This is a genomic window from Candidatus Binataceae bacterium, from assembly GCA_035294265.1.
Classification (GTDB): domain Bacteria; phylum Desulfobacterota; class Binatia; order Binatales; family Binataceae; genus DATGLK01.
Genome location: DATGLK010000091.1, coordinates 18,125 through 29,939 on the forward strand (window position 1 = coordinate 18,125; position 11,815 = coordinate 29,939).

The window sequence follows — 11,815 nt, forward strand, 5'->3', positions numbered from 1 at the left end:
AGCGATGACCTCAGAAAGTCTTGCACCAAGGTGGGTAGCGCGCTCCCGGCGATGAGCTTCGCCTGGTTTCTGCCTACCGGTTTCATCGCCGTGGCGATGGTGCTCGATGTGGCGCTGGGCGATCCCGCCGCGCTGCCCCATCCGGTGCGCCTGATCGGCTGGCTGATTGCTTTTGGCGAACGCCATCTGCGGTGCGCTAAACCCGCTTCCGATTTGCGCCGGGGCGGGCTTCTGGCCACGCTCGTGATGCTCTTGGTGGGTGGCGCGGTGTGGCTTCTGATTTGGGCCGCGGCCCAAGCTACTCCGGCCTTGGGTGCGTTGGTCGCGCTGATCCTGGCCTGGACCACGCTTGCACTGCGCGAACTAGATCAGGCGGCGGCACGGGTTGAGCAAGCCCTGGGATGGAACGATCTGGGGGCCGCGCGCCGGCGGTTGCCGGCCTTGGTGGGGCGCGACCCCGCGTCGTTGGACGAGGTGGGGATCGCGCGTGCGGTAATCGAGTCGGTGGCGGAAAACTCCTCCGACGGCGTGATCGCGCCGTTGTTTTACCTTTTCCTGGGCGGGCCGCTGGCCGCGATGGTGTATAAGGCGATCAACACCATGGATTCGATGATTGGTTATACCGACAGCCGCTATCTGTACTTTGGCCGCGCGGCTGCGCGCCTGGACGATCTGGCCAACTATCTGCCCGCGCGCCTGAGCGCGCTGTGTCTGGTGGTAGCGGCCCAGTTTATCAACCGGCGGGGCCGATTCGCCTGGGAGACGATGGTGGCCGACGGCCGCCGCCATCGCAGCCCCAATGCCGGATTGCTGGAAGCCGCGATGGCCGGGGCGCTGGGGATTCAGCTCGGTGGCGAAGCGTATTACGAGGGTGAGCTGGAGCCTCGTCCGCTGATGGGGCGGGCGCAGCGGCCGCTGCGTATCGCGGATATCCGCCTAGCCCGTACCATGATGTGGACCCAGACCCTGTTCGCGTTTTTGCTGATGGCAACGGTGCGTGCGCTCCTGGGTCTGCGATGACTTCGGCGCTGGATCGAGTCCACGGCGGTGGTGCCGATGCTGGGATGGTCGATTTCAGTGTCAGTCTCAACCCCCTGGGCCCGCCGCCCCAAGTCCTCCGCGCCTACCAAGAAGCGATAGCCGAGATCGATCGCTATCCGGAACCATACGCTGCCAGCTTGCGTGCCGGCTTGGCCCGTTACCTGGACCTGCCCGCAGAGGCTTTGGTGGCTGGCAACGGCTCGACCGCCTTGCTCTATCTGATCGCGCGGGTGCTCAGGCCCAGGCGTCCAGTGGTGGTGACTCCCACTTTCAGCGAAATTGCCAACGGGCTGACGCTGGCGGGCGATCCGGCGCGCTGGCTACCCCTGCGCGAGAGCGCTAACTTTGCGCTGTTGCCCGAGCAAATCTGCGCGGTCCTGGAAGAGGGTGCCGATGCCATCTTCATCGGTCGTCCCAACAGTCCCACCGGCTCCTGTCTGAGCCTGGCGGAGGCCGAGGAGATCGCGCGCCAATGTCAGGGGCGGCAGTGCTGGTGCGTGTTCGACGAGGCCTTTATCGAGTTCGCCGACGAGCCAGTTTCGATGGCCGGCCTGACTGCGCGCTATCCGCGCCTGTTGGTGGTCAGGTCGATGACCAAGATCTACGCGATCGCCGGCCTGCGCCTGGGCTACATCGCGGCAGAAACGGCGGTTGCGCGAGCGCTGGGCGAAGCGCTGGAGCCGTGGTCGGTCAGCGCCCCGGCTTCGGCGGTAGGGCTGGCCTGTCTGAAGCTTCCTGCGGCGTGGTATGAGGAAGTCGGCCGACAGGTAAGGATGGAGCGAGACTATCTCAGCGCGCAATTGGCCGCGCTCGGTGGCCTCGCGGTGTTTCCTTCCCGCGCCAACTTTTTGCTTATCCGCGCGCCTCTTGCGGCGGATGGCGTCGAGTTATCCGATTACCTGCGCAGGCGTGGAATATTGATTCGCAGTTTGGCCACGATGACGGGCGCGGGTCCCGGGCTGTATCGGATTGGGTTGCGCCGGCGCGCCGATCACGATCGGTTGCTGGAGACGATGCGCGAATGGTGCGATCGATCGGAGCCCGAAGAATCGCGGCCACAACGCCGATCGCCAACAGGAGAACCACAGGATGGCGCTTGAGGAGACACTAGCCGCAATCGTCGCGCCTGATCCCGATGCGGCCCAAGCCGCCGCGCGGCGGCTCGGGCAACTGACCAAGCCGCGCGAGAGCCTGGGCTACCTGGAGGAAGTGGTACGCCGTTACGCCGCCATTCGTCATGACGGTAGCGCGCGGGTGGGCGCTGCGGAAATTCTGGTCTTCGTTGCCGATCACGGCGTGGCGACACACGGCGTCAGCGCCTATCCGCCTGAAGTTACGGTGCAGATGCTGCGTAATTTCGCTGAGGGGGGAGCGGCAATTTGCGCCCTGACGCGTCATTTGGGTCTGAGGCTGAGGGTCTTCGACGTGGGCGTAGCGACTGATACCAGCGCCGCTCCGATGGCGGGAGTCAGCTATCGGCGGATTGCCGCTGGCACGCGGGATTTTCTCCTCGATACCGCGATGGATCTCGAGCAAGCGGTGCGTGCGCTGGCAGTCGGAATCGCGGCCGCGCGCGAGGCCGAAGCCAGTGGCGTTACCCTGCTGGGCATCGGCGAGATGGGGATCGGCAACAGCACTGCCGCGGCAGCCCTGTTGTGCGCCATTACGGGGATGCGAGCGGAGGAAATCGCCGGGCGTGGCACGGGTCTGGACGAGGCCGGATGGCACCGCAAGATCAAGGTGATCGAACGTGCGCTGGAACGTCATCGCTCTAGCTCTAGCGATCCGCTGCATCTGCTGGCGGCGCTGGGCGGATTCGAGATTGCCGCGATGGCGGGGGTGTGCCTGGGCGGCGCCGCGGTGCACATCCCGGTGGTGATCGACGGCTTTATCGCTACCGCGGCCGCGGCGATCGCCGATCGGATCAAACCCGGTCTGCGCGACCATCTGCTGTTCGGCCATCGCTCAGCCGAAGGGGGCCATCAGTTGGTGTTGCGCTATCTGGAGGCGCGTCCGCTGCTCGATCTCGATTTGCGCCTGGGTGAAGGGACCGGTGCGGCGTTGGCCATCTCGATCATTCAGGCCGCCTTGGCCGCATACTCCGGGATGGCGACCTTCGCCAGCGCGGGCGTGGCGGAAAAGCTTGGCTGATGGAGCGGCGGTTTACCGCACGCGCGCGGAGGGCGGCTGCGCGTCAAGTGCACGCCTTGTGCTTGGCGGTTAGTTTTTTAACTATACTTCCTGTAGGAGCCAGGAGGCCGGCGCCGGCTGCTTTGGTCGCTGCCTCCTTCGGATGGTTTCCGCTCGTCGGCTTCGCAATCGGCGCCATGTTGGCAGTGTGGGCGCACGCGCTGGCCAGGCTTTTTCCGCCAATGTTGAGCATGATAGCGGTGCTCGGCTCGGCCACCCTTCTGACCGGTGCACTTCACCTGGACGCGTTGGCAGATACTGCCGACGCACTGGGCGCGGGCGCGGACCGGGCGCGCACGCTGGAAATTCTGCGCGATCCGCGCATCGGCGTGTACGGCACGCTGGCCCTTATCTTCTTCCTTGCCTTGGAATGGGCCGCCCTGATCGCGATCGGTCCGGCACGGTGCGCCGTCGCGCTATATTTGGCTTTCGGGCTGAGCCGCTGGAGCATGGTCGCGGTCGCTGAGGGGATGAAATATCTGCGCGCGCAAGGGGCTGGATCGAACTTGCTGGAGGAAAATCGGCCTCAGACATTGTACCTGGCCTCGGCGCTCTCGATGCTGGGCGCACTGGCGACCGGATGGCAAGGCGTGGCGGCGGCCGCAGCCGCGCTGATTATGGTATCTGCGGCGCGCGGGTTTTATCGCCGCAGAATGGGCGGGGTGACCGGCGATCTGGTCGGTGGTGCGGGAGCGCTGGTTGAGTTGGCCATCCTGCTGCTCTTTGCGGCGCTGCGCTGAGCGGTGCGTCGCGGCGCCCGTCGCTGTCCTGAGCCGCTCGCGTAATATCGGGGGTGCTAGCCCATCAGGCCGTTGTTGTGGCCGCCGTCGATCGTCACATTCGAACGAGTGATAAAGCGGGCGCGTTCGGAGGCCAGGAACAGCACCAGGTCGGCGACTTCCTCGGGCATTGCTGGGCGCCCCATCGGGGTGCATTGGCGATAGATCTCCTCCCGGTCGTCGTTGGGTCCGATCCGATGCTCGAAGCGGTCGGTCAGCACCGCGCCGGGATTGACCCCGACCACCCGCACGCCGTGGCTGACGCCCTCGTCGGCTAGGGCCTTGGTGAAATGGTTGAGGGCGGCGTTGATCGCGCCGCCGATCATGTAATTGGCGGAGGGCATCAGCCCGCCGTTGCCGATGACGTTGACGATTACGCCCTGGCCGCGTTCTTTCATGTGGGGATAGACCGCGCGCGCCATCCGCACGAACCCGAAGAACTTCAGCGTCCAGTCGTCCAGCCAAGCCTGGTCGGAGAGTTGGAGAAACGGGCCGCGGCGCGCGCTGCCGGCATTATTGACCAGGATATCGATCCGGCCGAAAGCCTCCAGGCATCGCGCCGCGGTAGCGCCAGCGGCTTCCTGCTGGGTCAAATCGGCCTGCATGGTGAGCAACCGCCCACCCAAGGGGGCGGCCAGGGCCGCGGTTTCGTCCAATGCCGCTTGACCGCGCGCGCATACCAGCACGGCGGCGCCCTCGCGCAGCATCGCCATCGCCACGGCCCGCCCGATGCCTTTGCTACCGCCGGTCACGATCGCCACCTTGCCGCTTAACTGCAGATCCATCGCTCTGATAAGGTCCTTTTTTCTTGAGATGCAGCCTCTGTGGTTAGCATTTCGAGCCATTTGGGAGTAGCGGACGGTTGCCTTTCGCGCGGCGTGTTCTAGATTAGGAGCGGCGGGCGGCATGAAGGCCTCGCTGCCCCAACCCAAGCGTTACGGGCTGGACGGCCCGCATCAAAAGGAGGCTCACAAGCGATGGCAGCAGCAGGTGCGACCAAGTATGTCCCCGGTCAGGTACACGATCTGTCGCGGATCGAAACCGCCGAAGTATCCTACAGCAGCGAAGGAGCGAGTATCGGCTCCTACCTGGCTCGTCCGCGCGAGGCCGGCAGCTATCCCGGACTGATCGTGATTCACGAGGCCTGGGCGGTCAACGATCACATCAAGGACCTGACCCGGCGTTTCGCCAACTTGGGCTTTATCGCGATGGCGCCCAATCTGTTCACTCGGGTAGGCGATCCGAGTAAAGCGGAAATGCCCGAGATTCAGCGTTTGATGCAGGCGATGCCCGATGCGCTGGTGGTGCGCGACCTGGAGAACGCGGCCGACTACCTGCGCAAGCAGCCGGGAATCAACGGCAAGATAGGATGCGTGGGCTTTTGCATGGGCGGGCGCTGCACGCTGTTGTTCGCGTGCAGTAGCGACAAGGTCGATGCGGCGGTGGATTGCTGGGGCGGTGGCATCACCCGTGCCAACAACGACGCCGTGACCACGCCCAATCGACCCAAGCCGATAATCGACATGGTCGCCAATTTGCACTGCCCACTTTACGCGGTATTCGGCGCCGAGGATCAAAATCCGTCGCCCGAGCACATGGCCCAGTTGCAGGCCAAGCTGGAGCAAACAGGCAAGGCTTCGATCGCAACTTTGGAGAGCTTCGCCAACGCTGGCCACGCCTTTCTGGCCGATTATCGGCCCAATTATCGGGAAACCGCAGCCTTCTCCTTGTGGCCGAAGATGGTGTTCTTCCTTAAACGGCATTTGTCCTGAAAATTTTCAAAAAAGCGCCGCGGTCGAAACGATTAATTGGACCGCGGCGCGACGAGGTTGGCGATGGCCAGGCTTGAGGGCAAAGTTGCGCTAATCACGGGCGCGGCCAGTGGGATCGGCAAGGCCTCGGCCATACGCTTTGCCGGCGAGGGGGCCGCGGTAGTGGTGGCCGATCTGAATGCGGTGGGTGGCGAGGAAGTGGCTGCGCGATGTTGCCAAGGCGGCGGGCGTGCGCTCTTCCAGCGCACCGACGTAACGCAAGAAGACGAAATTCAAGCTGCGATCGCTCGCGCCGAGCGCGAGTTTGGCCGGCTGGACATCTACTTCAACAACGCCGGGGTGGTAGGGGCGATCGGCCCGTTGAACGAGCTTGACGCCGCCGACTGGGACCGCACGATGGCGATCCTGCTGCGCGCCGCTTTTCTGGGTATCAAGCACGCGGTCGAACCGATGCGGCGGGTGGGCGGCGGCGCGATAATTTCCACCGCCTCGGTGGCTGGTTTGCGCGCCACCGACGGTCCGACTGCCTACAGCGTGGCCAAGGCCGGAGTGATTCATCTCACCAAATGCGCGGCGCGCGAGTTGGGCAAAGATAATATTCGGGTAAATTGTATCTGTCCCGGCGGAATCGTAACTCCGATGCTGTTCGGCCGCGCCCCGGGCGGCGAAGAGTTGGTGGGCAAATTCCTCGCCCGTGCTCAACCGCTGGCACGTGCCGGCCAGCCCGAAGACGTCGCCGCGATGGCGCTCTTCTTGGCCAGCGACGAGTCAGCCTGGATTACCGGGGCTGCGATGGTTGTGGACGGCGGCCTGACCACTGGCGGTAAGACTCTGACCGGCAGCGCGATGGGTGCGGCGCTTAATACCAGGCGCTGGGCCGGCCCTTCCTTCGATCCCTGAGCGCGATGCTGAAACGCGCGCTTTACGTGAGATGGGCTGGCACCTTGAACAGCACGCTGCGTGAAAGAAGCGAAGTGCGGTTTTTCTCCCTTTTACTCATAGCCGAGATTTAGCAGGCGTTGAGCCAGGGAGCGACGATCCGTGTTTGCACCTGCCAAGCGGGGAGAAGCAGTCGCAGGGATTTCCCGTATCCGTTGGTGGGAGAAGCAGCAGGGAAAAACATTAGCCTCAACTTAAAAACGGTTAGCTACCAGGTCGAGACATCAATGATGGAAGATCGCGCCGAAGAAGCCCGCGACATGGCCGAAGAAACCGCCTGAGTTGGCGTTTGCGGCCGTAGCCGCGGCAGGAGTGGTGGCGGCAGCAGTTCGGCCCGCGGAGGGCGAGAGGCCCATCGCCCCTGCCATCGTGGTCAGAATCGAGTTGCCGCCATGCAAGCCGCAGGCGTGGGTAGGTGCGGTACCCGGCAGGAATGGTTCCACCACGCGCCGGGGACAGGCTGGGGTGGCCAGCCCGCCGCTGTCGGGATCGATTGCGGCCAGCGTGATACCCGCCGGGATAGGAAAGTCGTGGCAATTTGCTGGTGCCACCTCCTGCATGAAATCTACCCACGCTGGCAGCGCCGCCTGTGCGCCGGTCAGACCGATGCTGAGCGGGGTGTCGCGGCCCACCCAAACCCCGGCCACCAGGCGCGGGGTGTAGCCGATAAAGTAGGCATCGCGGTAATCGTCGGTGGTACCGGTCTTGCCCGCAGCCGGGCATTCCAAGCCCAGATTTTGCGCGGCCGCGCCGGTGCCGAAGCTGAGCACACCCTTGAGCGCGCCAGTAATCAGATAGGCCACGGCTGGGCTGAACAGGCGACGGGCCTGGGGCTGATGCTGATAAATCAGGTGGTTGTGGTTATCAACCACCGCTTCGATTGCATAGGGCGGTCGTGCCACGCCTTGGTTGGCGAAGACCTGGTAGGCCCCGACCAGATCCAGCAAAGTGACATCACCGGCCCCAATCGAGATTGACAGGGCACTGGGCAGCGGAGTGCTGATACCCAAGCTATACGCCGTCTCGATAATCCGGTGAGGACCAAGCAGACTGCCCACATACGCAGTAGGAACGTTGAGCGATTCGGCCAGGGTTTCGGCCACCGTCACCTGGTTTTTGTAGGTGTGCTCGTAATTGGCCGGAGTCCAGCCGCCGAAGGACATCGGGCGGTCGGGCAGCAAGGAAGCCAGAGTCAACGGGTGCGGCAACGGCGAGCGAGAGGGATCCATCGCGGTTACAAACACGATCGGTTTGAAGGCTGATCCGGGCTGACGTTGCGCCATCACTGCCCGATCATATTGGCTACGGCTGTAGTCGCGCCCGCCGATTAGGGCGCGGATCGCGCCGCTGGCCACGTCCAGTACCACCATCGAGGATTGCAAGGGGTCGCGAGTGGCACGTGCCAAGCGCGGATGGGTGCGCTCGATGCGCGAGAGGTTGGCCAGCAGGCTGTTTTGTGCGCTTTGCTGCAGCTCGGGGTCTAGTGTGGTATAAACCGTAACTCCTCGCAGGCTGCCATCGAAGCCGGGAATCGCCGCCACTTGGCTGGCGACGTAATCAACGAAGTAAGGCGCTTGGCGAACTGTGAAGGCGCCGCGTACTACTAGTGGCGTGGCCAGTGCCTGGCGGTAGCTGGCCTCATCGATTACGCCCGCCCGCCGCATCAACCCCAACACCGTGTCACGCCGACGTACGCAGAGTTGGGGGTGGCGGCGCGGATCGTAGAGACTGGGGGCCCGAATCATGCCGATCAAGGTGGCGGCCTGGGCGGGGGTGACTTCGCGCAGGTCCTGGTTGAACAGGTAGCGCGCCGCCATCGGCAGTCCGTACACCGGCACGCCGCGATAATCGCCCATCGGTACGTCGTTGATATAACGCTCCAGAATTTCGTTCTTGCTGAGCCGCGCCTCCAGCACCAGCGCGATCGCCAGCTCGTTGAGCTTGCGACTGAAGGTGCGCTGGCGGGTCAGAAAGGTGCGGGCTAGCTGTTGGGTGATCGTGCTGGCGCCCTGTTGCAGCCGATGAGAGCGCAGGTCGGCTAGCGCCGCCTCGACAATTCGAATCGGATCGACGCCAAAATGGTAATAGAAAAAGCGATCTTCGGTTGCTAGCAGACCGCGCACCACATAGGGCCGCAACTCGTTCAAAGGAACTTCGACCCGCTCCGCCGGTGCGTCGCTTTGCAGCCGCCCAATAACCTCGGGCTCCAGCCAGGCGCCGCGTATCGGGGCGCCGCTGGGATCGCGCAGGCTCTGGATGATGTTGCGCTCATCCAGCGTGACTACTACCAGTGCGGCGGGCAATTGCTCCACGCCCCAGCGGAAGGCGCGCAGATACACGACCAAGTGGGAGGCGTCGAGGGAGTATTCGCCCGGGCGCGTGACCGCGGCAACCGGGGTGTAGCTGAGCCGTCCCAAGCGGTCGAGCAGGTTGAGCTGCTCCACGTCGCTACCCACCATCAGGGGGGTGGGCGCCGAATAAACGCTAGAGGTTAACGCCGCCTTGCGTTGCTCAATCAGGTAGGAGATCTGCTGGTAGAGCCCGGCCAAATAGAAGCCCAGCCCGAAGCAGGCGGCCATTGCCGTCGCCAGCGCCCATTGCCAAGGCCGCAGGCGCCATCGGCGCCTAGCTGTTTTCCTCCGCACCGCCATCGCACGCCCCTCGCCGCGGGTCCGCTCTAGGGCCGCCCGGCGAAACCACGTGCCATAAGGCTACGCCGGCGATGGCCGATGCGCAAAACAATTGTCGGGCCGCCACGGCTCGCTTTTTAGTCCAGGACGCCGGCCGCATCCACTGTGAACGACGAATTTGTGAACGACGGATTCCTTGGTAGATCAGTTTGGCAGGCGAAATCGCGCCCAGAATAGCGATGGTGGCGGCAAAACCGGCGCCTATCAACACCATCATTCGAATTTGGAGGCGATAGATTTGTCCCTTCAGCTCCGCGCGCAAGCGATCCGGGCGAGCTTCTATACGAGCCTCGGATTCGCGCCCCAGTTCGTCGTCCGAGGCGTCGCCGCTCGCCGCGGCGGCCATTACCGCCCCTTTACGATGGCAAAGCGCAGCATGTCAATTAGCGGGCGTGGAAAAAATTATATCACCTTTGGCAAAAAACGGCGTCCGCTTCCCAGCGCGGGGCTAATTGACCCACTTGCCGGCGGCTTGCTAGTTTCAAACCGAGCAATCAAGCTATTCAAGGCCGAAGACATGGCACAAGTAAATCAAAGCTCCGCACTCTCGAAGGGCGACGAACTGATTCTGGGCGATACGGCGGTCTTGACCCGCTTGGACAAGGCGGTGGGATGGGCGCGCAAGTTTTCCCTCTTCCCCTATCCTTTCGCCACCGCCTGTTGCGCGATGGAGTACATGGCGCTGTCGATGACGCCTTACGACATCGATCGCTTTGGTGCGCTATTGCCGCGCTTTACCCCGCGCCAGTCCGATCTATTGATGGTCATTGGGACGGTGTCTGTGCGCCAGGCCCCCATTCTGAAGCGAGTGTACGATCAAATGGCCGAGCCCAAGTGGGTGATGGCCTTTGGAGCCTGTGCCTCTACCGGCGGCTTTTATGATAATTACGCTACCCTGCCCGGAATCGATCGGATCGTGCCGGTGGACGTCTATGTGCCGGGGTGCCCGCCCCGTCCCGAGGCGGTGCTGGACGCTCTGATGGCATTACAGCGCAAAATCCAGGGCGAGAAGCAAAAACTGATCACGCGGCGCGCTGAGGCGGCCTGAGTGCGGCGCCCACTTTCGGTTCGAATCCATGGAACGATACCTTACCCGCTGGCTGGACATCCCTGACCTGCGCAGGCTGTCGGTGTACGAGGCGCACGAGGGCTACCAAGCTGCTCGCAAGGCGTTTCATGAGCTGACCCCCGAGCAGATCATCAATGAGGTCAAGGCCTCTAACCTGCGCGGCCGCGGCGGTGCGGCCTTTCCCACTGGAGTGAAGTGGAGCTTCATTCCCAAGGACAGCAAAAAGCCGGTGTACGTCTGCTGCAACGCCGACGAGAGCGAGCCCGGCACGTTCGCCAATCGCTACCAGCTCGAGAACGATCCTCACGCGATAATCGAGGGGATCCTCATCACGTGTAAAGCGGTTGGGGCGCATACGTGTTTTGTCTATCTGCGGGGCGAGTTCACGTTGCAAAAGCAGCGGCTGGACGAGGCTATCGCGGAGGCTTACGCCAAGGGTTACCTGGGCAAGAGTGTGATGGGTTCTGGTTTTGCCGTCGATATCTATACCCATCGCGGGGCCGGGGCCTACATTTGCGGGGAGGAGACCGGGCTGTTGGAATCGCTGGAGGGCAAGCGCGCCTACCCACGCAATCGCCCACCTTTCCCAGCCATCGCCGGCGCCTTTGGCTGTCCCACCGTGGTCAACAACGTCGAGACGCTGACCAACGTGCCTTGGATTATCCTGCGCGGTGCCGATTGGTATCGCTCGATCGGGCCGGAGAAAAGCCCGGGTCCCAAGTTGTTCTGCCTCTCGGGCCACGTCAACAAGCCTGGCCTGTATGAACTGCCGATGGGCTATCCGCTCAAGGATTTGATCTACGACGTGGGCGGCGGGATTCTCGATGGCCGACAACTCAAGGCGGTGATTCCGGGTGGCTCTTCCTTTCCCGTCTTTACCGCCGAAGAAGCGCTCAAGGTCAACATGGACTTCGATTCAGTGCGCGCAGCCGGGTCTTTGATGGGCACTGCCGGAGTCATGGTAATGCACGACGGCACCTGCATGGTGGAAGCACTGCGTATCGTGGCCCATTTCTACCATCACGAATCCTGCGGCCAATGCACTCCCTGTCGCGAGGGCACGGGCTGGATCGAAAAACTTCTCACTGATCTGGAAGCCGGGCGCGGCAATGAGGCGGACCTCGACAAGCTCATCAGTATTGCCAACAACATGGAAGGCAACACTATTTGCGTGCTGGCCGACAGCTTGTCGATGCCGGTCAAAAGCTTCGTACCCAAATTCAAGGACGAATTCCTCGCGCACGTTAAGCTGCGCGGCTGTCCCTTTGGTCCGCGTCACGTTAGCCGGCCGTTGGCGGCCGCTTCCTGAGCGAGCGCGATCTCAGCAAGCCCTAT

At 63.3% G+C, this 11,815-nt stretch carries 11 protein-coding genes; 8 read left to right on the forward strand and 3 right to left on the reverse strand.

The features are described from left to right. Nucleotides 1-30 precede the first annotated feature (30 nt). From cbiB to cobS, 4 genes are read left to right on the forward strand one after another with little or no spacing between them, the layout of a single operon-like run. Nucleotides 31-1,020 carry an adenosylcobinamide-phosphate synthase CbiB gene (cbiB, locus tag VKV28_14075; protein ID HLH77926.1) on the forward strand — a complete coding sequence of 330 codons (990 nt, stop codon included), beginning with the start codon at nt 31-33 and terminating at the stop codon, nt 1,018-1,020. Beyond that, a complete protein-coding gene (locus tag VKV28_14080) occupies nt 1,017-2,141 on the forward strand; it encodes a threonine-phosphate decarboxylase (GenBank protein ID HLH77927.1) in 1,125 nt (374 codons plus the stop codon). The genes cbiB and VKV28_14080 overlap by 4 nt, the downstream gene beginning before the upstream one ends. Continuing rightward, nucleotides 2,131-3,192: a nicotinate-nucleotide--dimethylbenzimidazole phosphoribosyltransferase gene (gene cobT / locus VKV28_14085; protein HLH77928.1), complete on the forward strand. Its 1,062-nt coding sequence runs from the start codon at nt 2,131-2,133 to the stop codon at nt 3,190-3,192. The genes VKV28_14080 and cobT overlap by 11 nt, the downstream gene beginning before the upstream one ends. Then, nucleotides 3,192-3,971: an adenosylcobinamide-GDP ribazoletransferase gene (gene cobS, locus VKV28_14090; GenBank protein ID HLH77929.1), complete on the forward strand. Its 780-nt coding sequence runs from the start codon at nt 3,192-3,194 to the stop codon at nt 3,969-3,971. Before cobT ends, cobS begins: the two co-directional genes overlap by 1 nt. Nucleotides 3,972-4,027: 56 nt before the next feature. Here cobS and VKV28_14095 read toward each other — a convergent pair whose 3' ends face one another. After that, nucleotides 4,028-4,795 (reverse strand): SDR family oxidoreductase, encoded by a 768-nt coding sequence (locus VKV28_14095; GenBank protein HLH77930.1) that lies wholly within the window; start codon nt 4,793-4,795, stop codon nt 4,028-4,030. 192 nt (nt 4,796-4,987) lie between these two features. Between VKV28_14095 and VKV28_14100 the strand changes: the two genes are divergently transcribed. Continuing rightward, the gene (locus tag VKV28_14100) at nt 4,988-5,782 is read left to right on the forward strand and encodes a dienelactone hydrolase family protein (GenBank protein ID HLH77931.1); all 795 of its coding nucleotides are present in this window, start codon (nt 4,988-4,990) and stop codon (nt 5,780-5,782) included. A 63-nt stretch (nt 5,783-5,845) separates the two neighbouring features. Then, nucleotides 5,846-6,682, forward strand: a complete 837-nt coding sequence (locus VKV28_14105) for an SDR family oxidoreductase (protein ID HLH77932.1) — start codon at nt 5,846-5,848, stop codon at nt 6,680-6,682. 263 nt (nt 6,683-6,945) lie between these two features. Here the strand turns inward: VKV28_14105 and VKV28_14110 are convergent, their stop codons facing one another. Next, a complete protein-coding gene (locus VKV28_14110; protein HLH77933.1) occupies nt 6,946-9,300 on the reverse strand; it encodes a transglycosylase domain-containing protein in 2,355 nt (784 codons plus the stop codon). Nucleotides 9,301-9,346: 46 nt separating this feature from the next. Then, on the reverse strand, nt 9,347-9,757 hold the full coding sequence (locus tag VKV28_14115; protein ID HLH77934.1) for a hypothetical protein: 411 nt from the start codon (nt 9,755-9,757) through the stop codon (nt 9,347-9,349). A gap of 171 nt (nt 9,758-9,928) precedes the next feature. Here VKV28_14115 and VKV28_14120 point away from each other — a divergent pair, with 171 nt between their 5' ends. Then, on the forward strand, nt 9,929-10,459 hold the full coding sequence (locus VKV28_14120) for an NADH-quinone oxidoreductase subunit B (GenBank protein ID HLH77935.1): 531 nt from the start codon (nt 9,929-9,931) through the stop codon (nt 10,457-10,459). 28 nt (nt 10,460-10,487) lie between these two features. Further along, complete coding sequence (gene nuoF, locus VKV28_14125; protein HLH77936.1) at nt 10,488-11,789, forward strand: NADH-quinone oxidoreductase subunit NuoF; 1,302 nt, start codon at nt 10,488-10,490, stop codon at nt 11,787-11,789. Nucleotides 11,790-11,815 lie beyond the last annotated feature (26 nt).

Excerpts from the sequence above, each read along its gene's own strand:
- VKV28_14080 (HLH77927.1), top strand. The coding sequence starts at position 1,017 with ATGACTTCGGCGCTGGATCGAGTCCACGGCGGTGGTGCCGATGCTGGG.
- cobT (HLH77928.1), top strand. The coding sequence starts at position 2,131 with ATGGCGCTTGAGGAGACACTAGCCGCAATCGTCGCGCCTGATCCCGAT.
- cobS (HLH77929.1), top strand. The coding sequence starts at position 3,192 with ATGGAGCGGCGGTTTACCGCACGCGCGCGGAGGGCGGCTGCGCGTCAA.
- VKV28_14095 (HLH77930.1), bottom strand. The coding sequence starts at position 4,795 with ATGGATCTGCAGTTAAGCGGCAAGGTGGCGATCGTGACCGGCGGTAGC.
- VKV28_14100 (HLH77931.1), top strand. The coding sequence starts at position 4,988 with ATGGCAGCAGCAGGTGCGACCAAGTATGTCCCCGGTCAGGTACACGAT.
- VKV28_14105 (HLH77932.1), top strand. The coding sequence starts at position 5,846 with ATGGCCAGGCTTGAGGGCAAAGTTGCGCTAATCACGGGCGCGGCCAGT.
- VKV28_14110 (HLH77933.1), bottom strand. The coding sequence starts at position 9,300 with ATGGCCGCCTGCTTCGGGCTGGGCTTCTATTTGGCCGGGCTCTACCAG.
- VKV28_14115 (HLH77934.1), bottom strand. The coding sequence starts at position 9,757 with ATGGCCGCCGCGGCGAGCGGCGACGCCTCGGACGACGAACTGGGGCGC.
- VKV28_14120 (HLH77935.1), top strand. The coding sequence starts at position 9,929 with ATGGCACAAGTAAATCAAAGCTCCGCACTCTCGAAGGGCGACGAACTG.
- nuoF (HLH77936.1), top strand. The coding sequence starts at position 10,488 with ATGGAACGATACCTTACCCGCTGGCTGGACATCCCTGACCTGCGCAGG.